Below are 24644 nucleotides of genomic sequence, written 5' to 3'. Positions count from 1 at the left end.
AATTTTCTATATAAAAGTTTCTAATTCTGAAGTCTATTCCCAACGGTTTTCCGCAGCATCACCACCCCAGATAAGAGTAGCAAGGAATGGATTATCAATAAACGGATTACGGTTACCCTGAGCCGCTTCAATCACATCATTACGCTGTAATTCGAACGCAGAAACCGGATCCTCACGATTCCACTTCAGGAATAGTTCTAGATTTCCAACTTCATCAAAATCGTCACCGTAACTAAGATTAACATACATTACCATTCTGGCAACATCACCCTTCCATTCATCTCCAGGATACCAGCTATCACCACCTACAAGCTTGTATTCTCCACTTCCTTCAGTAAATGGGTAATTAAGTCTTTCAGAATTAATGTCTACATCTGCAACTCTTAGCAAGTGAAGGTCACTCACAGATTCTTCAGTATTTAAACGAGACTGAGGATAAATATGTTCTGTATTAAAACTTTCGTCACCGTCAAGATCTCCTAACTGAAATTCATCATCTGGTCTAAGTTCCCCTGAGTAGATTAACACGACCATAGATTCGTCATCGAGTGCAGCATCTGCATCATATAAGTAATCATGACGATCTGTATAAGTCAGTCGGTTTGTATGTTTCGCGTTCGTAAAATCTGAAAGCTCTGAATACAACAAGTCTGGATCTATGGTGAAATTAGCATCTGAATAGTATGCCTTTAGATTATCAGGAACATTAAATTTTACCGCTTCCACAATATTTACAGTAACGGTAGCTGTAGAACAGCTTGCATCAGCATCATCATCACAAATAGTATATGTAAATGTATCCTCTCCCATAAAACCGACTTGTGGAGTATAGGTTACTGTTCCATCATTATTTAATACGATGGTCGCGTTACTTGCTGAATCATCTACGGAAGAAATTGTAGCATCATCAGTTAGATCATCATTATCCAGAAGTTTTGTGATCACTTCTTCGGAAGTACCAGCTTCAATTACAACAGTATCATCTGAAGCAACCGGTGAACCTTCGTCTTCAACGGTCATTGTAATTGTGGCAGTTGAACAACCTGGTGTCTCATCATCGTCACACAAAGTATAAGTAAAAGTATCCTGACCAGAAAAATCTGAGTTAGGTTCATACAAAATACTACCATCATCCTGTAGTGTTACGGTAGCGTTGCCACTTGTACTTTCTACTGAAGTTACTTCAGCATTATCTACCACCTGATCATTATCAAGGTGATTGCTAATTGTATAGGTTTTACCTTCCTGGGTAGTATAACTATCATCGGCAGCTATTGGTTCCCCGGCATCACCAACGATGATGGTAACTATAGCACTGGAACATCTATCGGAATCTCCAGGAACGCAGATAGTATAGGAAAATGTGTCGTTCCCCGTGAAATCGTTAGCAGGCTCATAAGTATAGGTTTGATCACGATTATCTGTGATGATTCCTCCTGCTTCAGTTTCGGTATCTATACTGGTGATAATCGCGTTATCCACGAGTTCATCATTTTCCAAAAGCATGGCTCTGTTGAACGTGTAAGAATCATTTTGCACAGCAGATAGTTGATCTGCCATTGCTACTGGATTCTCTTCTTCAACTGGTGGCGTAGGAGTTGGTGTTGAATCATCATCACCTGAGCAACCCAACATGAGTGCCAATAAAAAGAGTCCGGTATATTTTTTCATAGTTTGTGTATTGTGGCTGCAAATATCTGACATTTTAAGTCAAAAAAAAACCTCTTACCGTGAAGATAAGAGGTTTATATAGATTGAGTTTAGAACCTACTGGTTAACTACCCACATTCCACCTTCTTTAATAAGGCTTAGGCTTTCTGTAGTATTCGATCCATTATAGATATCGAAAGTAAGTAAGTACTTCTGTCCTTCTTCAGCATTTGGAGCGATTTCATTAAGAAGCGCTTTCATTGCCAGAAGTAAATTAGCGTCATTCCACTCAGCACTAGCTCCCGGACGACGGTCAAAATTACCATATCGTTCGATACTAGCAAGTTGTGTAGCAAGTTCAGTATTATCTGAAAGTGCATCAGCAATAATAGAGTAATCAGAAGAAGTCAACATATAGTTGATCGTGTTGTCTGGTACCCACATTCCATCTTCAAATCCAAACTGAAGTGCTGTAGAAATTACAGATGGAATAGCCGTCCAATCACCACCTTCGAATACGAAGTTGGCGTACTCAGTAACAGTAGCTTCACCATTATAGAATCGGTAACCAACTGCTTTGTATTCACCTTCAGTAGCATAAGGAAATTCTCTTCCTAAGAAGATTCCAATTTTAGAAAGTGCTTCTTCCTCGTCTCCGAAGTTGCTGAAACGCTGACCGAATTCTTCAGTATAAGATTCTGAAGGCAGCATATAAGGCATACCCCAGTTTCCGTTAGTATAAGCAAATACATTTGTATCTTCGATAGTTGAAACAGCTGTAGCGATTTCGTAATCGTCTCCATCTTTGATCACAGCAAGATTTCCAGTTCCTGAACTCCCATCAAAGAAATCGTATTCTACTACGTAGACCATACCATCTGCCGCATCAGCAAATCTTTCATTAAGTACTATCGTGAAAGCTTCAGCAAGATCAGAATCACTCCAATAGTTATCACTGGAAGCCTGTCTGTTGAAGTTTCCGAAGTTATCAAGGTTGGAAACCTGGCTTGATAAATCTGACTCATCAGCTAAACCAGACACAATTAGTGTAATATCATTTTCATCAATTACATATGCTTCACCAGCAGGTGTAGTCATGAATCTAACGAATGTATTACCATCGAAAACAAAAGTTACATTTTCTTCTCCTGAACTACCTGTGAAGATTCTATATGAAACATTATAAGTCTGTCCTGTTACACCATCTACGTTTTCATTTAGAACGACTGCAACAGCTTCATAAATCATGGAATCACTCCAGAAATTGTCCCCACCAGTTCTCCTGTCGAAATTGCTAAATCGAGCCGCAGCTGAAGCTGGACCAGGATAAATTGTGTCAAATCTTTCTCCAATTAGATCGAATTCCTCGTTAGATATACTATAGCTAACATCTGAAGCAACTACGTTATAAGTAACGCTTAGATAGGAACCTTCTTCAGCACCTTCGAATTCAGAATCAAGAAAATCTGCAACTGCATCTGTATCTGCAAAATAATTAGCATCTCCAGGGTAGTCAGTTACCATATAGTCCTCAACTCTAAGTGGATCGAAAAGATCAAATCCAACATTGATAATAGAACCTGCACCATAAGTTGGGTATAGGTCTGAAAGTAAAGTAGGAATTAAAGCTCCTGCATCTTCTACTGAACCGAAGTTTGGAAAGCTTTGTCCAAGATCTTCATAATCATCTTCAGTAAGCACGTAATCTCTCTCAGCAACAGCAAGCTGGCTATCCAGGTCGTTGTCGATCTCGTCATGAATGTCTTCCATTGGCTCACAGCTAGTCAAAGCCATACCTACGAAAGCCATTAGTACATAAAATGTCTTTTTCATCGTGTTGTGTTTAGAAGTTAAGTTTAGCTCCTACAGTGTAAGTTCTTCCGAAACCGTACCATACTAGTGCAGTACGTGCGTTGTTCTGAAGACCATTCTGTGCATTAGCTATATATTCTGTATCTGTAATGTTATAAACGTTCGCATTCAAAGCAGCATCAAATCCAGCTACAGAGAAGTTGTAAGAAAGACCTACATCAAGCGTTCCAAAATCTGGAAGTTTCCATGTTTCACCAGCATCAGGATTGTTACGGCTTACCGGATCAAAATCTGACCAGAAATCACCGAAGTAGTTATAGTTAGCTCTTAATCTCATATCTGTTAGGAACTCATAGTCTACTCCAAGACCAGCAGTAGTTTGTGGCGTACCACCTACTTTAGTACCCTCGATGAAAAGGTTGATCTCATCAACTAAATTCTGCTCTTCGTCAAAGATCTGTACACCTCTAACATCATTTTCCCAAGTGTAGTCACCCAATGATGCAAAGCCTGTGATAGAAAGTTCCTCGAAAGGACGGTATTCAAAATCTAATTCCAGACCCTGGTGTACTGCGTTAATACCCAAGATATTAGCTGATCCAAGAGACCCATCAGGATTGTTATAAGTATAAACTTCAGTTCTATCTCTCCAATTAGTTCTGTAAATGTTGACGTTGGCTCTTAAAACAGAATTTCTAAAAGTATATCCAAGTTCCGTACTGAAGATCTTTTGATTTTCAGCATCTGGGTTTACGTTATTTCCGAATTGAAGAAATACTGCATCAAAGAAAGGTGCTCTTTCAAAGTACCCGATATTTGCAAATACACCACTAGTTCTGGTGAAGTTGTAGTTCGCTCCACCTTTGATCTGGTATCCAAAGAAGTTTGCGTAGTCAGTTTCCTGGTTAGGATCTGAATCAAGGTTGTTGAAGTAATCAACACGCTTGTAAGATGTGTTCGAAGCTGCAAGAGAAACGAAGATATCTAAATCATCTTTTGAATATTCTCCCTGAAGGAATCCACCTTCCCAAAGAACGATACCATCATTGTTGTAGCTAATCTTGTCTCCAACCTTTGCAAGATTTACAGGATTGTTCACGTTAGAATCATCAAAGTAGTACTGTCCACCTAGAAGATCTGTTACTTCCTGGAAGTGCTCTCCTTTGTAGTATCTTAAATCGATACCTGCAAGAAGTTCGATATCATCTGTAATATCTGTAGATAAAGTAGAAAGTGCACCATACCAGTTGTGGTCGTTTCTAGAAGCTCTTAAAATAGTTTCAGAACCATCAGCACCTCTTTCGATGTTCTCATCTACGATTAGATCAAGATTTACCGGTTGCAGGTAACCATCTCTGTATTTAGAATCAAGACCAAACTTGTTAGTTCCGGCCCATCCACCACCTCCACCTGTTCCGAAGGAAGCATAAAGTGCAGTAGATAATTCAGTATTCTCGTTAATATTCCAATAGTGGTTTAAAGACATTTGTGGTTTGTGGTAGAAGTTGTCCTCGATATGAGTAACCTGACCATTTAAGTAACCCCAGTCTCCGTTAAATTTGATACCTCTTTCACTTTCTCGGTAAGTCTCGATAGTGTATCTATTTTGACGCTGACCGTGTCTTTGCGGCGCACCAAAAGCAGTAAAAGAAAGTTCGTGATCTTCACCAAATTCTTTAGCAATGTTTACGAAGTAGTTATACCCAATAAATTCAGTCCCGTCTACGTAACCATCTCCAACTGTTCTGGAAGCAGATACTGTTGCAGCAAGTCCATTTTCAGACTTCCCTGTAGATACCGTAGCACCAAACTTAGTGTAACCATCGTTACCAGTTGCAGCGTAGATACTTCCACCTTTCTCAGCATCTGTAGTTTTCGTCACAATATTGACCGTACCAGCGATAGATGGAACAGCGACTTTAGCAGCTCCCAAACCTCTTTGAGTTTGCATAGTTCTTGTTACATCAGAAAGACCAGCCCAGTTACTCCAATAAACTTGACCATTTTCCATGTCGTTTACAGGAACACCATTAATCATTACTGCAATGTTTTCACCTTGAAATCCTCTCATACGAAGCTCTGCATCACCAAAACCACCACCGGCTTTGTTAGCATATACTCCAGGAGTAGATTTTAGCACTTCAGGAAATTCCTGGTTACCAATCTTGGTTTCGATCTCTGCAGCACTAATAGTTGAAACAGCTACTGGTGTTTTTCTGTCGATAGCAAGTGAGAAACTTGTTACCACGATCTCATCCAATGCGTTGTCATCTGCACCCAGAACGATCTGTCCTAGATCCTGAGTGTCGCCAGTAACATTGAATTTCACTTCCTTAGAAGTGTAACCTACGAAGGTAATTTTAATAGTACCTTCAGATTCCGCAACATTCAAAGTGAAGTTACCGTCGAAATCTGTCATTGTACCATTGTTCGTACCAACTACCATTACATTAGCTCCTGGAAGTGGACCTGATGTTTGGGAATCCATTACCACACCGGTAACAGTTCCTTGAGCAAAAATCGTAGCAGATGTTAAGAACATCGCTAAGAGTAATAATTTCCTCATTTTTTTTGTGTGTTTGAGTTTGTTTAAAATTCGATGCAAAAGAAAACTAATTGTTCTTCTCTAACATTATCTCAATGTTAAAATATTTAACGTACAGAAGTTTAACATTTCAACAAATTTCGCCGCAATATACTGCTAATTAGAGGAAAACAAAATATTATGTTAAATGGAATGATTCAAAATAAGCTTTAACAGTGTTAAAGACGTTAAACAGGGCAATAATGAGCAGACAATATTTTGTAAAAATCATTTTTGTAGCTCAAAAACACTAACAATAATTGAATTTATAATGGAAAGATTTTGTTCTCTACTCTATTAATGAGCAGTTTGTATTATTTCGGAAACTAAAAGTCAATATCTACGGAAGGAATTTCAGGTTTTGTAAATAAAAAAGCCTGAAGTTCGAGACTTCAGGCTTTCATTTATAAGTTTTTATTGAAATTTTAATTCCTATAATACTTCAAAAGATTTTGTGTTGACGAATCATGTCCTTCAGTATTTTTAGTTTCAAAATCTGAAAGGATCTGGTTTGCAAGTTGCTTTCCTAGTTCAACTCCCCATTGATCGTAACTGAAAATATTCCAGATCACACCCTGTACAAATATCTTATGTTCATACATGGCAATAAGTTTCCCCAAACTTTCCGGAGTGAGTTTTTTTACTAATAAGGTATTCGTTGGATTATTACCTTCAAATACTTTAAACGACTTGATCCTGTCTATTTCTTCCTGACTAAATCTCATAGAGCGCAACTCCTCTTCCACTACTTCTTCAGTTTTACCATTAAGAAGAGCTTCAGTTTGAGCAAAATAGTTCGCCATCAATTTATCGTGATGCCTTTGATCTCCAAACAAGCTTTCTTTAAAGCCAATAAAATCTGCAGGAATAAGCTTGGTTCCCTGGTGGATCAACTGGAAAAATGCATGTTGTGAATTAGTTCCTGGTTCTCCCCAGATGATTGTTCCGGTCTGGTAATTTACTTTCTCGCCATTACGGTCCACACTTTTCCCGTTACTTTCCATAATTGCCTGTTGCAGGTATGATGGAAATTTATCTAGGTATTGAGAATAAGGGATCACCGCTTCACTTTCAGCGCCGAAGAAATTATTATACCAGATACTTATTAGTGCCAGCTGAACCGGAATATTCTTTTCAAAATCTGTATTTCTGAAGTGATCATCCATCTTACGGGCACCATCCAGAAGAGATTCAAAATTGTTATATCCAATTCCAAGTGCTACTGAAAGACCTACAGCACTCCATAAAGAGAATCTACCTCCAACCCAATCCCACATCGGGAAAATATTGTCAGGATCAATTCCGAAGCTCTCTACTTTATTTAGATTGGTAGAAACCGCTACAAAATGTTTGGAGACTTCATTTTCAGGAGCTTTTTTCAAAAACCATTCTCTAACCGTAGTGGCATTGCTTATAGTTTCCATGGTCGTGAAAGTTTTGGAAACTATCACGAATAAGGTTGTCTCAGGATTTAGATCCTGAATGGTATCATGTACATGATCTCCATCAACATTAGATATGAAATGTAAATTGAGATGATTCTGATAGAATTTCAGGCTATCAGCAACCATCACCGGTCCAAGATCAGATCCTCCAATTCCTATATTTACGATATCGGTAAATTTCTTCCCCGTAAAACCTTTACGCTTTCCTTCGATCACCTCATCAGTAAAAGTTCTTATCTTTTCTTTTACTTCCTGCACTTCAGGAATTACATTTTCACCATGCACCTGAACATTTGCGGTTTTTGAAGCTCTTAAGGCAGTATGTAAAACCGGTCTTCCTTCTGTCTGGTTAATAGCCTCACCTTGAAAATATGCATCTATTGCTTCCTTTAAACCACATTCAGCAGCAAGTTTATTAAGTAATCTTCCGGTAGTTTCATTCATCCGGTTCTTACTGTAATCCACATAAAAATCCTCCCATTTAATGGTGAATTTTTCAGCTCTATCTTCATCGTTATTGAACATATTCTTCATATGTTCAACCTGGATCTCTTTATAATGATCTTCTAATTCCTTCCAGGCTTTGGTAGTGGTTGGATTTATATTTTTCATCTAGATACTTTTATAGGGAATTTGATCCAGCTCTGCGCGAATCGATTCAATATGATTTAAATAATCGTCTTTTAGATTGTCTGTGATATGCTCGGCTGAGGGCAGATTCTGGCGGAATGGATCCACCTGTTTGCCGTTTACCCAAAATCGATAGCATACATGAGGCCCCGTAGCAAGTCCTGTACTTCCAACATAACCTATCACATCACCTTGCTTAACACTTTGGCCATTTCTAACTGCGCGCTTACTCATGTGAAGATATTGGGTAGTATACTTTCCATTATGTCTAACTTTTACATAATTACCGTTTCCGGAAGTATAGCCTGAAGCGATCACGGTTCCATTAGCCGTACTTACGATTGGCGTGCCATGTGGTGCAGCATAATCTGTTCCAAGGTGAGCTTTCCATCTCTTCTGAACAGGATGAAAACGTCTTTTTGTAAACCTTGAAGAGATCCTGGAGTAATTTAGCGGAGCTTTCAGAAAAAAGCTTTGTAATGCTTTAGCTTCTTCATCATAAAAACTAGGCTGACCAGAAATACTATCGGTCATATAACTGAAGGCATAGTATGGCCTGTCTGAATGTTTGAAAACTGCGGCTTCTACCTTTTCAATCCCGGCGAAAATAGTATCGTCAATATATTTCTCCTGGTAAACCATTTTGAACTGGTCTCCCTTCTGAAGTTTAAAGAAATCAATACTCCACTGATAAATATTCGAAAGTTCGTAAACCAGAAGATTACTTAAGCCCTGAGCCTGCATCGCTTCTGAAAGGGAAGAAGTGATCACTCCGCTTACTTCTCTTTGTTTAACCGTAACCGGTCTTTTCTTCTTTTCAGCATAAATACTATCCCCAATAGATACAACCGTATAGTTGATCTTATCATTTTCGTAAATGAAATACTGCGGAGTTTTAGCCGAATCTTTTGCTCTCAGGATCATGTATTTCTTACCGGCTGTAATCCTCGCAGGGTTAAAGGTATCTTTTACCTTTTCTGAAACTTCGAAGACCTTTCCATGACCTACGCCATTTTGATCCATGATGTAACCAAAACTATCACCAGACCTTATGGTATCCCTAATGACCTCAAAATCATTCAAGATAAAACCATACTGTTTCTCGATCTTAGGAATCTTTTTGGTCTCGACCTCATTTACGGCCTGTTCTTTCTCATCGTCATTGCAGGCAGTCATTGCCAGCATTAGCATTACTAATAAGCCTAATTTCTTCAAGTTTTTATGCTTTTTGTTTTTCAGTATTAAATGTGTGGTTCACCCATTGCTTCCCCCAGTCATTCAGTTCTTCCTGACTCCATAATTCTGGAAAGAAAGAAACTCGTTGAAAACTCGGTGGCAGGAATTTCTTCCAGTTTGTTCCCCCGGTCGCTTTTATAGTTTCGTCTTTTTTGCTCAAATATCGGTAAGCAGCACCCATATGCATAAGCAACCAGTTGATATTTACATTAACATCAAAGTTTCTCAGTGCCTGTTGTAGATCTTCATTTTGACGATCATCTTCATGCATGGCCTGGTAACGCTGGTATATGGTGTTTCCGTATACATCCTTCGCGATTCTTAGAAATCTTGGAGTATATCTTTTTTCAAATTGCTTAAGCGTAAGAGTTTTCTCGCCGGTTTCCAGATCGATACCTCCTTTTTTCCAGTAGATATTTTCAAAAAGTTCTTCGGAAGAGTTTTCTACCGTAAATTCATTTCTCAAATTAAAATCGACCAGATTTTCTAAAGGAGTTGAGTATAATTCGATCATCCTGAACTGTGCCGACTGGAATCCGCTGGCAGGCAGTAATGCCATTCTGAATTTCAGAAACTGCTCCCTTTCCATTCCTTTGATCATTACATCAAAAGAGTCGATAAGTATTCTGAAATACCGGTTGATCCTATTCAGCTTCTCAACGAAATAAGCAGATGTTAGCGTTGTGGTTTCTATGATCTGTTTTTGCTCGTGAATGATGAGCTTAAAATATAGTTCAGTGATTTGATGATAAGTGATAAAGATCATCTCATCTGGAAAGTGCGTATTGGTTTTCTGTAAACTTAATAGCGTATCTACACTGATATAATCCCAGTAGGAAAGATAGCGGTCATATAAAAGACCATCCAGATAAGATCCCATATCCTGTCCCGAATTTTTGAACTTTTCTTCAAGCTTTCCAATTCGTTCCGCGATTTCGGGTTTTATCTCCATATCTAATCCATTTGTATACTAAATTGATGCTTTAGACCTTTGTAAGCTTCAAGATCGGCATCCAAAGACCCTACGGCCAGGTTTGCTTCAATTTTCACCGGAATCTTGTTTTTATCATCACTAATCCAGAAAGTAAGACTTTCTTTCTCCTTAAATACTCTTCCGGCAAGTACATAAGGTCTGAATTTCAGGGTTGCAACCTTTCCAAACTTGGTCTTAATCGTATCACGCCCCAGGAAAACAAGCTTAAAATCGAGGTTTTCGTCATCGATGAACATGTTCAAACGCATCTCATCACCTAGCTCTAACTCGTCGTTTTTAATTTGGTTGCGAATATAGTAAAATGATGATAACATATCGTGTACATTATGAGGCACAGAATATGATTTTTTCTGATTGTTCTTTCGATTGAGAACATGGGCTTTCTTATCATTATGATCAAAGTCGATCACCAGGTCCTTGGTATAACCGCCTTCGTCAATATTACGTACAAAACGGTAGGGTTTTCCGGTTCTTTTATCAATATAGGTTTGGTAATCATCATCCACTTTAAAGAACAAGCCTAATAGTCCAGTAGATCTACCGCGTCCTTTTATATGATAGACAGGTTTATTCTGAAATTTAGTTTCATCTACCTCCAGTGTTGCATAACTGGCATTGAATAATCCATAATGAATTCTAAATTTAAACCACTCACCTTCGCCAAATGCATCTTGTGAGAACATGTTTCCGGTGGTAAACACTAAAAAAAGAAAGGTAATTGCAATATAATTTCTCATAGGTTTAATTGTCTAAGTAATAGAATTTTCAGGCGTATGGTGGATTACAATTACTATTCCAAAAGTATCAAAACAAAAAACCCCATCAAATTAATGATGGGGAATTTTGTCTTATTAACCAACTAAAACTTAAATTATGAAAAAAAATCAATTCTGGTAACCACTCCAGAAATGCGGTGCAAAAGTCTCTTATTTCCCCCTTACCCGCAACTCTTAAATAAACTTTAACTAAACGTTTACGAGATTGACATTTATTTCATTTTTCCACTTAAATTTCAGCAGATATTTAATCTTAATTTAATGTACCTCGCAAATCCTGTTCTCTTTCAATTGCCTCGAAAAGAGCTTTAAAGTTTCCTTTTCCGAAGGATTGAGCACCTTTTCTCTGGATGATCTCGAAGAACATAGTTGGCCTGTCCAGAACTGGTTTTGTAAAGATCTGTAACAAATACCCCTCATCATCGCGATCTACCAGTACTCCGAGTTCTCTTAGCGGCTCCAGGTCCTCATCGATCTCACCAATACGATCCAATAGATCATCATAGTAAGTTTCAGGAACATATAAGAATTCCACACCTCTGTCTCTTAATGCTGTAACTGTTTCGATAATGTTATCTGTAGCTAAAGCGATATGCTGAACTCCGGCTCCATTATAAAAATCGATATATTCCTCGATCTGTGATTTCTTTTTTCCTTCTGCAGGCTCATTAATAGGAAATTTGATTCTACCGTTCCCATTACTCATCACCTTGCTCATAAGTGCGGTATAGTCGGTCGAAATATCTTTATCATCGAAAGATACCAACTGGGCAAAGCCCATCACTTTTCCGTAGAATTCAACCCATTTGTCCATTTCATTCCAGCCTACATTTCCAACCATATGGTCAATAAATTGTAAACCTGTATCTGGCACCTGTGTTTTGGTATTGTAAACTCTGTAACCAGGTAAAAATGGACCGTTATAGTCTTTTCGTTCTACAAAAAGGTGAATGGTCTCTCCATAAGTATGAATTCCTGAGATCACAGCTTTCCCGTGCTCATCCTCCATTACATAAGGCTCTACGTACGATTTTGCTCCTCTTTTAGTAGTTTCCTCGTAACTCTTTCTCGCATCGTCTACCCATAATGCAACGAACTTTACTCCGTCACCGTGTTTGTCTATATGCGCATTGATATCTCCTTCCGGTTGCAATGGTGAAGTTAGAACAACTCTAATTTTTCCCTGTTGCATTACATAAGAAACACTGTCTTTACGACCAGTTTCCAAACCCGAATATGCTATTGGCTGGAAACCCCATGCATGTTGATAATAATAGGCTGCCTGCTTGGCATTTCCTACATATAGTTCTACAAAGTCTGTTCCCAGGATTGGCAGAAAATCTTCTGCTTCAGGAATTACTTTTTCTAAATTTAATGATGTGTTATCTGTTGACATTGATTGTTATTTTAAAGGATTTAAATATGATATAAATTCGAAATCAAATTTCAAAATATTACCACATCGCTCTATCCTGTGCTGATAAATCTTCTTTCATCTTTTAATGCTCTCCATCTAACCAGGACCTGTAATAGGTCTCATCGGCAATTTTCATCGCTTCTTCTGTAAGTTTCAACGGCTTGAAGGTATCTACCATTACAGCCAGCTCTTCAGTTTCTACCTGCCCGATACTTCTTTCTACTGCTCCGGGATGCGGCCCATGCGGGATTCCAGCCGGGTGCAAAGATATATGACCTGCTTCGATATCATTTCTACTCATGAAATCACCATCTACATAATAGAGCACCTCATCACTATCAATATTACTGTGACTGTAAGGCGCCGGAATACTTTCCGGGTGGTAATCGTATTTACGCGGACAAAAACTGCAAACTACAAAAGCGTCTGTTTCGAAAGTCTGATGTACCGGTGGCGGTTGATGTATTCTTCCGGTGATTGGTTCAAAATCATGAATTGAAAATGCATACGGATAGTTATAACCGTCGTAGCCTACTACATCAAAAGGATGCGTCGCATAGACCATATCGAAAATTTCTCCCTGCTTCTTGATCTTAATAAGAAAATCACCTTCCTCATCATTGGTTTCCAGTTCATGGGGCTGGCGTAAATCTCTTTCACAGAATGGAGAATGCTCCAGCAGTTGCCCGAACCAGTTCCTGTATCGTTTTGGAGTATAGATCGGTCTACGGGATTCAACGATAAAAAGCCTGTTGTTCTCATCATCAAAATCCATTTTGTAGATCGTACCTCTTGGAATCAGTAAATAATCTCCGTATTTAAAATCAATGTTTCCGAGATGAGTTCTAAGTTTCCCAGAACCTTTGTGTACGAAGATCAATTCGTCTGCATCAGAGTTCTTGTAGAAATAGTCTTCCGTAGAACCTTGAGGGGAAGCGAGAATTATATCACAATCTGCATTGGTCAAAACTGCTTTTCTACTCTGTAAATAATCCGGATGCGGAGTTATCTGGAAACCTTTTAAACGGTATGATTTCAGGTTATTTTCAATCGCAACCTTCGGTCGTACGTCGTAACTTCCTTTGATTTCCTTCACCTGAGTCGGGCGATGTTCGTGATACAGATTGGAAGACATTCCGTCGAAACCAATAGTTCCAAAAAGCTGCTCATAATAAAGGCTTCCATCAGGTTTTCTGAAAATCGTATGGCGCTTGTGAGGGATCTTGCCGAGTTTATGATAAAAAGGCATGTGATTATATTTTAAAATCGATCAAAAATGAATTCATTTTTTGAAAGATTGTTATTATTTCCAGTATTTATTTCGATTTACACAAATATCAAGAAAATTTACCGAAACAATCTTAAATCTAGTGTAAAAACCGGTTACGCAAACGATAAAGTATTTGTAGAAAATTAAACGCTAAAACCAGAATCCCAGGCTAAAAAACCAGTAACTTTCTTTAGTTTCGGGTGAATACGAATATATCGCTTCCAATGGCCCCATAAAAGTTTCGATTCCGTAGCCAATTCCGTAGCCATTATAATCGGGCATGCTTAACCAGTTTCCGGTCGTGTACAGGTCATCTTCCACATTGGCAATATTGGCGCTGGCGATAATATGGTTTTTTCTGAAGAGCTCATAATCAAACTCCAGTTGCGCCTTTATATAACTATCTGCGGAAAGGCTTAAAAAATCATAACCCAGGAAAGGTTTGAAATTATTGATAAAATCATTCCCATAACCTCCCAGAAAGAAATCCAGCACCTGGCTTTCATCGTTCCCTATTTTAAAACCGGTACCTGTACTTATCCGGGTCGTGAACTTGGGAAAAGGCTGGATAGCGTAACCCAAACTTCCCTTTGCGATCGAGAACTCCGAAAAATCATTATTATAATCTGAAGAATACAGGTAAATATGAAAGTCTCCATCAAATCGAACTCCTTTGGTGGGGAAATATTTATTATCGTAAGAATCGAATTTTACATAGCCGAAAGCGCCGGCATAATGATCATTTGCCAAAACCAGTTCCTGACTTTGATTGATCGCATCGTTAAACGTATTACTGCTATACTTCAAATATTTGTGTTCCAGTCCCACACCTATGGAAAATACCTGCTGAAAAAGTGATTCCACATAGATCTGATTGGTAAAATCTCTCACCGTAACTTCCAGCTCTCTTATATCCTGAAATTCACTAAGACCTTCAGTATCTCTTATGCCGTTTAACAGTAAGCCTTTATCGAAAGTATTATAACGAGAATTTATTCCGAAGCTCCAGTAGAAACCCTTATCTAGGTAATAGTTAAAATTGTAACGCAGGTTATCCCCCACGATAAGGTCCAGAGAAGCCACATCGTTGGTAAATAACAAACTCTTCCGGGTAAGATTCACCAGCGCGCCACTTTTATAGAGCTCATCATAATGAAGTCCAAGGCGCAACAGCATCTTGTTTTCACTTTCCTCAATTTGCATAGCAAGTACATAATTGCCATTTTCATCTTCTGGAATTAACTGGTAATTGATGCGCTCAAAGTTACCGGTCGCAGAAAGGTTATTAATCCCAATATTCAGATCCTCGAAGTTGTAAGTTTCTTCGTAATCAAGCTTTAATTTACCTTGTACATAAGCTCTTGGATAGGTGTTATTCCCTTCTACTGAAAGTGCATTAATATTAAAACTATCGATCTTTGGAACCGGCTTTCGAATTACTAAGCTATCACTAGGATCACTTAGCAACTTAAGTTCCTCGATCATATTCTTTGCAGCTACCGCTCCAGAATCTATGATCGCCTGTCCTTTGTCAAAAGCCATGACCGAGAAAGAATTTACATTCGGTTTAATATAAATATCGGTTTTCGGAGCTTTCTCCTTCATATCATTGATCGTGCGAAAATTTGAGATCTGACTCATAATATCAAACACACTCCTTAATTTATCTCTTTTGACAAGACTATCCTGTACATCTACCCCAATGATCACCTCAGCACCACGACGCCTTAATTCTTCGATTGGGTAATTATTGGCAACGCCACCGTCTGTTAACAACTGTCCGTCAATTTTTATGGGACTTAGAAGTGTTGGAATCGCACCACTGGCTGAAATTGCTTTAGCCAGTGATCCACTATCCAGAATCACTTCGTCCCCGGTTTCCACATTCGCTGCAATACAGAAAAACGGGATGGGTAATTCACTAAAGTCTTCTACATCGCTTACATGAATGGTAAGTCTTGATAGTAAATTGTAAATATTCTGACCTTTAAAAAGTCCGCTGGGAAATGAAATATCAAAATTGTCAAAAGGAAGCGTGATCGCGTATTTTTCTGAATCTTCCTTTTCATAGAAAGTTTTTGCCCGCCTTGGCAGGTTATCCTGAATTAGAATATCGAATTGCGTAGTCCTGAAAATAGAATCAAGTTCGGTAGCAGAATAGCCGGAAGCGTAGAGTCCGCCAATAATTGCCCCCATACTGGTACCTCCAATATAATCGATCTTGATGCCCTGTTCTTCAAGGGTTTTTAGCACACCTATATGGGCAAGTCCTTTAGCACCACCTCCGCTTAATACCAGTCCAACCTTCGGCCTATCTTCTTCCTGGCAAATTGCTCCAAAGGAAATGATTAGACTAAGGATGAAAAGATATTTACGCATTCTCTTTATGATAAAATTGATAGACGATGGTCGCCCGGGAAGCCCCGATCACTTCAGCAAGTTCCGTTTCACTTGCTTCCTTCACTCTTTTTAAAGACCTGAAATTCTTCAGTAAATCAATGACTGTTTTTTCGCCAATTCCAGCAATGGACTCAAGTTCGGTATTTAACGCGGTTTTACTTCTTTTATTCCGATGAAATGTAATTCCGAAGCGATGTGCCTCATTTCGCAACTGCTGAATGATCTTTAAAGATTCAGATTTTTTGTCCAGATATAAAGGTATGGAATCACCGGGATAGTAGATTTCTTCCAATCGTTTCGCGATCCCTATGATAGCGATCTTTCCGCGGAGACCTAAGGTATCCAAAGCCTTTACTCCACTGGAAAGTTGCCCTTTTCCACCATCAACGATAATCAACTGTGGAAGCGGCTCATCTTCATTTAGCAATCTTCGATAACGCCTGAAGACTACTTCTTCCATAGAAGCAAAATCGTCTGGTCCTTCTACGGTTTTAATATTGAATTTTCGATAATCCTTTTTGCTCGGTTTTCCATCCTTTAATACCACGCAGGCGGCAACAGGATTGGTTCCCTGGATATTTGAATTATCAAAACACTCGATATGCCGGGGTTCTTCCCTAAGTCGTAAATCTTCCTTCATTTGCGCCATAATACGGTTCACGTGACGGTCTGGATCAATGATCTTCATTTGCTTAAATCGTTCCTGTCTGAAATATTTGGCATTTCGCTGAGACAACTCTACGATCTTCTTTTTATCGCCCAGTTTTGGAACCGTGATCTTAAGGTCTTCACCAACATCTACTTTGAACGGCACATAGATTTCAGTAGATTTTGAGCTGAAACGCTGCCTGATCTCCACAATCGCCAGTTCCAGCAATTCCAGATCGCTTTCGTCCAGCTTCTTCTTCATCTCAATAGTATGCGAACGTATGATCGCACCGTGAGATAACTGGAGAAAGTTCACGTAGCCGTAACCCTCATCACTTACTACGGAAAAAACATCTACATTGTTAATACGTGGATTCACCACTGTAGACTTGGATTGATAATTCTCCAGAACATCGATCTTGATCTTGATACGCTGGGCATCTTCAAATTCCATATTCTCAGCATGCTCTTTCATTTGATTTCGAAAACGCTGAAGGGAATCCTTAAAATTACCTTTTACGATCTGGCGAATAGCTTCAATATTGCGATTATATTCTTCTTCAGGCTGCAAAGCTTCACAGGGTCCTTCGCAGTTACCAAGATGATATTCTAAGCAGACCTTATATTTCTCATTTTGGATCTTATCTTCAGAAAGATCATAATTACAGGTTCTTAACTTGTACAATCCCTTAATAAGATCGAGCAGGGTGTTTACCGTTTTAAAGCTGGTAAAAGGCCCATAATATTCGCTGCCATCACGAACCAGTTTTCTGGTTGGAAAAACTCGTGGAAACCGCTCATTTTTGATGCAAATCCACGGATAGGTTTTGTCATCCTTCAACATCACGTTGAACCTGGGCTGATGTTTCTTGATCAAATTATTTTCCAGGAGCAACGCATCGGTTTCTGAAGCAACCACGATATGTTTTATTTCATGGATTTTCTTGACCATGACTCCAATTCTATGGCTATCATGTCTCTTGCTGAAATAAGAAGTCACCCTTTTCTTCAAATTCTTGGCTTTCCCTACATAAAGAATCTTTCCATTCTTATCGAAATATTGATAAACACCCGGGCTATTGGGCAAGGTTTTTAATTGTACGTCCAGAGCTGGCTTTTCCATTACCTCAAAAATAAACATTAAAATAAGCTCACTAAACCTTTTTTGGCTTCCGAAGTAAATTTTAAGAATATCAGCCTACGTATCAAAATATTGTGTAATCTTTCGTTTACTTTGCATGGCTCCCAGACTTAGGGCATTTTAGTATATTGCATTATGGAGAAGATTGTGATCGGAAGATTTGACAAGGCAGATTTTCCTGCTTTACACCTCAACGACATCGCCATTAAAATTGATACAGGAGCCTATAGTTCCTCGATACATTGCGAGAATATCAAAGAAGTTGATGATGAACTGCATTGTACCTTTCTGGATGCTGAGCATCCTTTATATAATGGTAAAGCTTTTGTTTTTAAAGATTACGACATTGTATTTGTAAGAAGTAGTAACGGGATCATCCAGAAACGATATCTGGTGCGTACCAATATTAGGCTCTTCGGAAAAGTATTTAAAATATCCTTATCGCTTTCAGACAGACAGGAAATGCGATATCCGGTATTGATTGGAAGAAAGTTTTTAACCAAAAAATTTATAGTAGACACCGAACTTATCGATGTCTCGTTTAACCTGAAGTAGTATGAAAATTAGAATATTATCCAGAAATCCCCGACTCTATTCTACAAGCAGACTGGTAGAAGCCGCTAAAAAGCGCAACCACGAAGTAGAAGTGATCGATCCTACAAAGTGTGACCTGGTTATTGAAAAGAAGAAACCAAGTATTTACTATAAAAACCATTTTCTGGATGATACTGATGCGGTAATTCCAAGAATTGGAGCTTCAGTAACTTTCTACGGAACTGCCGTAGTAAGACAATTTGAAATGATGGGAACTTTTACCACGACCGAATCACAGGCGCTGGTAAGAAGCAGGGACAAATTAAGAAGTTTACAGATATTATCGAGAGCAAGACTTGGTTTACCTAAAACTGTATTTACCAACTATTCGAAAGATGTTACTGAAATCCTGGAACATGTTGGTGGTGCCCCGGTAATCATTAAATTACTGGAAGGTACTCAGGGATTAGGAGTGGTTCTGGCTGAAACTCAGAATGCTGCAGAATCTGTAATTGAAGCCTTCAACGGGCTACAGGCAAGAGTAATCGTACAGGAATTCATCAAGGAAGCTGGTGGAGCAGATATCCGGGCTTTTGTGGTAGATGGACAGGTTGTTGGTGCGATGAAAAGACAGGGGAAAGAAGGTGAGTTTAGATCGAATCTTCACCGTGGAGGTTCAGCATCCATTATTCAGCTAACAGATGAAGAGGAAAATGCAGCGATCAAGGCAGCGAAAGCAATGGCACTTGGTGTAGCCGGTGTGGATATGCTGCAAAGTAGTCGTGGCCCTCTTATTCTTGAAGTAAACAGCTCTCCTGGTCTGGAAGGAATTGAAGCAGCTACCGGAAAGGATATCGCCAAAACGATCATTAGATATATTGAACGAAACGTCTAACATATGCCGCGAATAGACAAGAACAATGTTCTTGAGATCCTGGGAGAAAAAGTACTACCGGGTAAAAGAGCGACCATAAATTTTAATATGGCCAAGTTATACACTACCACTTCTGTGGAGGTGCCGGTCATTATTGAACGTTCCAAAAAACCGGGTCCAGTTGTTCTTCTAACTGCTGGAATTCATGGTGACGAGATCAATGGAGTTGAGATCGTAAGGCAGATCATTTCGAAAGGTATTAACAAACCTAAAGTGGGTACCGTAATTTGTATCCCGATCGTCAACATCTTCGGATTTTTGAATATGGCCCGTGAATTTCCTGATGGACGTGATCTCAATCGTGTGTTCCCAGGAACGAAAAATGGGTCTCTGGCGAGTAGATTCGCTTATCAATTCGTAAAAAAAATACTTCCAATAGCAGATTTTTGCCTGGACTTCCATACCGGAGGTGCTGCCAGGTTCAATGCACCTCAAATACGCGTTAAAAAAGGCGATGTTCAAAGTATCAAATACGCGAAGATCTTCAACGCTCCATTTACCATACATTCCAAAACGATCACAAAATCCTACCGGGAAACCTGTTCTAAATTAGGCATTCCTGTTTTGTTATTTGAAGGTGGAAAATCATTGGATTCCAATAAAGATGTAGCAAAAGTAGGCGTAGACGGCGCCATGAGAATTTTGAGTCATCTGGAAATGTTGAATGATAGATTTGAATATCCAGAAGTAAAAAGAGATACTGTTCTTATCGAGAATAGTTCCTGGTTACGAGCAAAGTACAGTGGTCTTCTACATGTCAAGATCCCCTGTGGCAAACATGTTGAAAAAGGTGAGTATATCGCTACTATTACAGATCCCTATGGCAAGTTTAGTCATAAGATCAAAAGCAATAGCGAAGGATACGTGATCAATATTAATGAATCCCCGATCGTATATCAGGGTGATGCCATCTTTCATATATCCATGCAATCAAAAGTGCTTTTTGATGAAGAAGTCTAAAATCAGGAAGAAATTTAAGCTTTTACGCAGTCAGCTTGCTCAGGAGGATATCGAAAGCATGAGTATAGATATTGCGAATAAATGTCTTGAACTGAGCATCTGGGATGCACGATATTTTCATATTTTCCTTAGTATTGCTGAGCAAAAGGAAGTAAATACAGAGTATTTGCTACATGTATTACAGGGAAAAGATAAAGAGATCATTGTCCCCAAATCTGATTTTGAAACTGGTGAAATGATCAATTACTTACTAACCGATCAAACCAGGATCATTAAGAATCAATGGAATATTCCTGAACCGGTAGATGGCATTCAGATTGCTGCACAACAGCTGGACGCTGTTTTTATTCCTCTTCTGGCACTAGACAAAAGCGGACACAGAGTTGGCTATGGAAAAGGTTTCTACGATCGGTTTTTAAGTCGATGCAAGAAAGACATCATTAAAATTGGAGTTTCCTTCTATGGACCTGTAGATAAGATCAGTGATGTGTACACCAGTGACATTCCACTGGACTATTGCGTTACCCCAAATAGGATCTACGATTTCAGGAAAAAATAATTTTTGCTACAACTAGCTTAAAAATGTACATTTAACATTGCCAAAAGACCCTAATGCTTAGCGATCTTCAGTTAAACAGCATACTTCAGGATTTCGATATCGCCTATTGGAAGATCAATCTCTTTTCCAAGGAGATTAGCTGGTCAGATCATTTCAGCAATCTAGTGGGTGATCCCAAGATCGAAGAAGATCGTTTTGAATTTTTTATCAATCATATTCTACATCCCGATTATCGTTACGATTTCAGAATTCATTTTGAAAAACTTATCGCTGATGATGAAACCTTCAAATTTGAGATCAAGCTGAAACTTGGGAATGGAAAGTATCGCTGGTTTGAATGTAAGAATCTAAAAAGCAAGGATAATTCCTTCAGGGAAACAGCGGTACTCCTTTTTGTAAATATCCACCAGACCAAGCGAGACCAGTACACGATCGAAGAAAATTTCTTCTACTATCGCGAAACTGCAGAAATGACTTCTACCGGAGGCTGGTATGTAGACACGATCAATAAGAATATTTACTGGGATGATGTAACCAAGAAAATTCTCGATTGCCCCCGGGATTTTCAACCTGCATATGAAAAGCGGGAAAGCTTCTATGCTGAAGAACATCATAACAGAATGAAATCTGCCTTTGATAAATGTGAGAACTTCGGGATTCCTTTTAAACTGGAATTGAAAATGATCTCCTTTCAGAATAGGGAATACTGGGTGCGATTGACAGGAAAACCGGTATATGACGACGATCAGCAGGTGATTGGAATAAGAGGAGTTTTACAGAACATCGACGAGAACAAAAACAATGAGCTGAATCTTCAGAATTCCCTGGACATCATCGCTTCGCAAAATTCCCGACTTTTCAACTTTGCACACATCGTTTCCCATCATTTAAGATCTCATAGCAGCAATTTAAGTCTTATCGTGGAATTGTTACGAGAGGCCAAAACAGATAGAGATAAACTGGATCTACTGGCTAATGTGGATGATGTTGCTGGCAACCTGGATTCTGCAATTTCAAGACTGAATAATATCGTTAGTGTTCAAAGTTCGCTAAAGAAAGAAAGGGTCAAAATCAAATTTGAAGAGGCTCTGGAGATCGTTCTGGCATCGATATCATCACTCATTAATCGGGAAAATGCAAAAATCGTCGCTGAGTTTCAGGATTTGAAAGAAATTAGCTATATACCTGAGTATCTTGAAAGTATTTTATTAAATTTAATCACGAATGCGATCAGATACAAACAACCTGGTCGTAAACCGGTCATCTTTATCCAGACATATATTGAGAACGAGAAAGAATTTCTCGAGATAAGTGACAATGGAATGGGGATCGATCTCGATGAATATGGTGATAAAATGTTTGGAATGTACCGAACCTTTCATCATACCAGTCAGGAAGCAAAAGGTATTGGTTTATTCATTACCAAAAACCAGGTGGAAGCTCTAGGGGGAGCCATATCTGTTAGTAGTACTCTAGACATAGGGACTACGTTTAAAATAAAATTCTAGATCTATACAATGGGGCAGAAAGTAGAACTAGCGTGTATCATCGATGATGATAAGATATACGTGAACTTGGTTAAAAAGATCATAGAGATCAAAAAATTATCAGAGAATCTTCTTATCTACAAAAATGGTAAGGAAGCACTGGATTATTTCAAAAATTCCATGTCTTCTGTCACCCATGAAGATTTGCTACCAGATATCATATTCCTGGATCTTAACATGCCTGTAATGGATGGCTGGGAGTTTTTAAATGAATTTCTGAAAATTAAGAACAATCTGAATAAAAAGATCACTCTTTACGTGGTTAGCTCCTCGATAGACCCTCGAGATCTGGAGAGAGTGAAATCATTCAATATGGTTACGGATTATCTAATTAAACCTATTGAACTTAAGAAGTTCGAAAAGATCTTCGATAAAACTGCTGCCTGATATTATTCTTCTTCCTTCGGAAATGCTTTCTTATTGAATATTAAAAGTAAAGCTACACCAACGCTAATTGCTGAATCTGCTATATTAAATACGGGTTCAAAGAATGTGAAGTACTCTCCACCCCAGAACGGGACCCAACCAGGTAAATAACCTTTCCACAGAGGGAAATAAAGCATGTCTACCACTTTACCATAGAAAATTGAACTATAGCCACCAGCTTCAGGTAGAAAACTTGCTACATGACCATAGCTATCGTCAAAGATAATTCCGTAGAAAACAGAATCGATGATATTTCCAAAGGCTCCGGCAAAGATAAGTGCGATAGAAACGATCAATACTCTTGAGCCATTCTTTCTAACTGCGTCCCATAACCAGTAACCAATTCCAACTATAGCAGCCAATCTGAAAAGCGTTAGGGCTAACTTACCATATTCCCCCGGAATTTTGGTTCCCCAGGCCATTCCTTCGTTCTCAACGAATAGAATACTAAACCAGTCGAAAACCTCGATCTCTTCACCCAGTGCAAAATGTGTTTTAATATATATTTTGGAGATCTGATCTATTAATAAGATCAGGAAAATGATGATTCCGGCTTTTTTAAGCGACATGGTTGATTTTTAATTGAAACGCACCAAAAATACTAATATTATTTAGTTTTTAGCACCAATATATTGCCGTCTATGGACTTAAGTTTTATAGGATTTCTACCACTGAAATGTTCAGGGATTTCTACCGTTCCATTCCTGCTTTCAGCATCAACTAGACCGGAACCTGTTTCAACGCGAATATTACCATCGTAAGTATTAATTGTAGCTCTTCCAGCAAAATCTCTCAGGTCGCAATAACCATCTTTCAGATTCGCTGTTAGCTGGCTGAAGGAACCAGATGTAATTAAGGAAGCAATATTGGAGTCTACAGAAATTTCAAGATCCTTTGGAATCTCCAGTTCTAGCTCTAAAGAAAAGACCTTATGTGCACTTAATTTATCAAAGCCACCGGTAAGTTCCTGGGGATAGCTCGTTTTTATGCTCAAATTACCATCATCGACTTTCGTTTGAACAAGGATCTGATTAAAGTATTCACCTTCAGAATGAGTAAAGAGCCTGATCCTGTTTGTATTGGTAGCGGTAATAGTAATTTTAAAAACCTCGTTGGTAAGTATATCGATGGATTCAATTCCCGAAGCATTGAAGATCTCGCGGGTATCACGCTGGGCATGAAGTGACATGCTGAAACAGAAAAACCACAGCAAACAAAACTTCTTCAACATCTTCCTTCAGTAAAAATAAAAACGTCCGGAACAAAATATGCTCCGGACGTTGATTTGATCAGCTTAGCGCTGTAGATTTTTTGCTTCAATGCTTAAGGTTGCATGTGGTACTAAAAGCAATCTTTCTTTAGCGATCAGCTTTCCAGTCACTCTGCAAATACCATAGGTCTTATTTTCGATCCGGTTAAGTGCATTCTTTAGATCACGGATAAACTTCTCCTGGCGAATAGCCAGCTGAGAGTTCGCTTCCTTGCTCATAGTTTCACTTCCTTCCTCGAAAGCTTTGAATGTTGGGGAGGTATCATCTGTACCATTATTTCCATCATTCTTATAAGCAGATTGATAATTAGACAACTGCTCCTGTGCCTTCTCGATCTTTGACCTGATCAAAGCCTTGAACTCGGCTAGATCTGCATCGCTGTAGCGTTCTTTTACGTCTGTAGACATGGC

At 38.8% G+C, this 24644-nt stretch carries 20 protein-coding genes; 6 read left to right on the top strand and 14 right to left on the bottom strand.

The window, feature by feature from the left end; genetic code table 11:
* Nucleotides 1-33: 33 nt before the first annotated feature.
* From ABVM50_RS05040 to uvrC, 11 genes are all read right to left on the bottom strand, one after another.
* Nucleotides 34-1671: an Ig-like domain-containing protein gene (locus ABVM50_RS05040; protein WP_405200242.1), complete on the bottom strand. Its 1638-nt coding sequence runs from the start codon at nucleotides 1669-1671 to the stop codon at nucleotides 34-36.
* Between the two features lie 96 nt (nucleotides 1672-1767).
* Complete coding sequence (locus ABVM50_RS05035) at nucleotides 1768-3483, bottom strand: hypothetical protein (RefSeq protein WP_405200241.1); 1716 nt, start codon at nucleotides 3481-3483, stop codon at nucleotides 1768-1770.
* Between the two features lie 10 nt (nucleotides 3484-3493).
* Nucleotides 3494-6028, bottom strand: a complete 2535-nt coding sequence (locus tag ABVM50_RS05030; protein WP_141876544.1) for a TonB-dependent receptor domain-containing protein — start codon at nucleotides 6026-6028, stop codon at nucleotides 3494-3496.
* A gap of 443 nt (nucleotides 6029-6471) precedes the next feature.
* Nucleotides 6472-8103 (bottom strand): glucose-6-phosphate isomerase, encoded by a 1632-nt coding sequence (gene pgi, locus ABVM50_RS05025; RefSeq protein WP_405200240.1) that lies wholly within the window; start codon nucleotides 8101-8103, stop codon nucleotides 6472-6474.
* The gene (locus tag ABVM50_RS05020; RefSeq protein WP_405200239.1) at nucleotides 8104-9336 is read right to left on the bottom strand and encodes a peptidoglycan DD-metalloendopeptidase family protein; all 1233 of its coding nucleotides are present in this window, start codon (nucleotides 9334-9336) and stop codon (nucleotides 8104-8106) included.
* Nucleotides 9337-9340: 4 nt separating this feature from the next.
* The gene (locus ABVM50_RS05015) at nucleotides 9341-10309 is read right to left on the bottom strand and encodes a tryptophan 2,3-dioxygenase family protein (protein ID WP_405200238.1); all 969 of its coding nucleotides are present in this window, start codon (nucleotides 10307-10309) and stop codon (nucleotides 9341-9343) included.
* Nucleotides 10310-10311: 2 nt separating this feature from the next.
* Nucleotides 10312-11088 (bottom strand): DUF3108 domain-containing protein, encoded by a 777-nt coding sequence (locus ABVM50_RS05010; RefSeq protein WP_405200237.1) that lies wholly within the window; start codon nucleotides 11086-11088, stop codon nucleotides 10312-10314.
* 292 nt (nucleotides 11089-11380) lie between these two features.
* Complete coding sequence (hppD, locus tag ABVM50_RS05005; RefSeq protein ID WP_405200236.1) at nucleotides 11381-12523, bottom strand: 4-hydroxyphenylpyruvate dioxygenase; 1143 nt, start codon at nucleotides 12521-12523, stop codon at nucleotides 11381-11383.
* A gap of 103 nt (nucleotides 12524-12626) precedes the next feature.
* A complete protein-coding gene (locus ABVM50_RS05000) occupies nucleotides 12627-13793 on the bottom strand; it encodes a homogentisate 1,2-dioxygenase (protein WP_295178409.1) in 1167 nt (388 codons plus the stop codon).
* A 171-nt stretch (nucleotides 13794-13964) separates the two neighbouring features.
* On the bottom strand, nucleotides 13965-16193 hold the full coding sequence (locus ABVM50_RS04995; protein WP_405200235.1) for a patatin-like phospholipase family protein: 2229 nt from the start codon (nucleotides 16191-16193) through the stop codon (nucleotides 13965-13967).
* The gene (uvrC, locus tag ABVM50_RS04990; protein WP_405200234.1) at nucleotides 16186-17985 is read right to left on the bottom strand and encodes an excinuclease ABC subunit UvrC; all 1800 of its coding nucleotides are present in this window, start codon (nucleotides 17983-17985) and stop codon (nucleotides 16186-16188) included. The genes ABVM50_RS04995 and uvrC overlap by 8 nt, the downstream gene beginning before the upstream one ends.
* Before the next feature lie 153 nt (nucleotides 17986-18138).
* On the opposite strand from uvrC, the gene ABVM50_RS04985 reads away from it, so the two are divergent.
* The 6 genes from ABVM50_RS04985 to ABVM50_RS04960 are packed head-to-tail and all read left to right on the top strand — an operon-like array spanning nucleotide 18139 to nucleotide 22924.
* Nucleotides 18139-18558, top strand: a complete 420-nt coding sequence (locus ABVM50_RS04985; RefSeq protein ID WP_405200233.1) for an ATP-dependent zinc protease — start codon at nucleotides 18139-18141, stop codon at nucleotides 18556-18558.
* A gap of 1 nt (nucleotide 18559) precedes the next feature.
* The gene (gene rimK, locus ABVM50_RS04980) at nucleotides 18560-19432 is read left to right on the top strand and encodes a 30S ribosomal protein S6--L-glutamate ligase (protein WP_141876535.1); all 873 of its coding nucleotides are present in this window, start codon (nucleotides 18560-18562) and stop codon (nucleotides 19430-19432) included.
* A gap of 3 nt (nucleotides 19433-19435) precedes the next feature.
* A complete protein-coding gene (locus ABVM50_RS04975; protein WP_405200232.1) occupies nucleotides 19436-20431 on the top strand; it encodes a succinylglutamate desuccinylase/aspartoacylase family protein in 996 nt (331 codons plus the stop codon).
* Entirely contained in the window at nucleotides 20418-20990 is a 573-nt protein-coding gene (locus ABVM50_RS04970; protein WP_405200231.1) for a 5-formyltetrahydrofolate cyclo-ligase, read from the top strand. Before ABVM50_RS04975 ends, ABVM50_RS04970 begins: the two co-directional genes overlap by 14 nt.
* Nucleotides 20991-21043: 53 nt before the next feature.
* A complete protein-coding gene (locus ABVM50_RS04965) occupies nucleotides 21044-22498 on the top strand; it encodes a PAS domain-containing protein (RefSeq protein ID WP_405200230.1) in 1455 nt (484 codons plus the stop codon).
* A gap of 9 nt (nucleotides 22499-22507) precedes the next feature.
* Nucleotides 22508-22924, top strand: coding sequence for a response regulator (locus ABVM50_RS04960; RefSeq protein WP_141876531.1), 417 nt, complete (start codon nucleotides 22508-22510; stop codon nucleotides 22922-22924).
* A gap of 2 nt (nucleotides 22925-22926) precedes the next feature.
* Here ABVM50_RS04960 and ABVM50_RS04955 read toward each other — a convergent pair whose 3' ends face one another.
* The 3 genes from ABVM50_RS04955 to ABVM50_RS04945 form a co-directional block, all read right to left on the bottom strand.
* Entirely contained in the window at nucleotides 22927-23532 is a 606-nt protein-coding gene (locus tag ABVM50_RS04955) for a lipoprotein signal peptidase (RefSeq protein ID WP_322301701.1), read from the bottom strand.
* A gap of 38 nt (nucleotides 23533-23570) precedes the next feature.
* On the bottom strand, nucleotides 23571-24152 hold the full coding sequence (locus tag ABVM50_RS04950; protein WP_405200229.1) for a hypothetical protein: 582 nt from the start codon (nucleotides 24150-24152) through the stop codon (nucleotides 23571-23573).
* A 105-nt stretch (nucleotides 24153-24257) separates the two neighbouring features.
* On the bottom strand, nucleotides 24258-24641 hold the full coding sequence (locus tag ABVM50_RS04945; protein WP_141876528.1) for a TraR/DksA C4-type zinc finger protein: 384 nt from the start codon (nucleotides 24639-24641) through the stop codon (nucleotides 24258-24260).
* Nucleotides 24642-24644: the final 3 nt, after the last annotated feature.

This window comes from Christiangramia sp. LLG6405-1 (assembly GCF_045055805.1).
Classification (GTDB): domain Bacteria; phylum Bacteroidota; class Bacteroidia; order Flavobacteriales; family Flavobacteriaceae; genus Christiangramia.
This window is presented reverse-complemented; position numbering and strand designations above follow the sequence as displayed.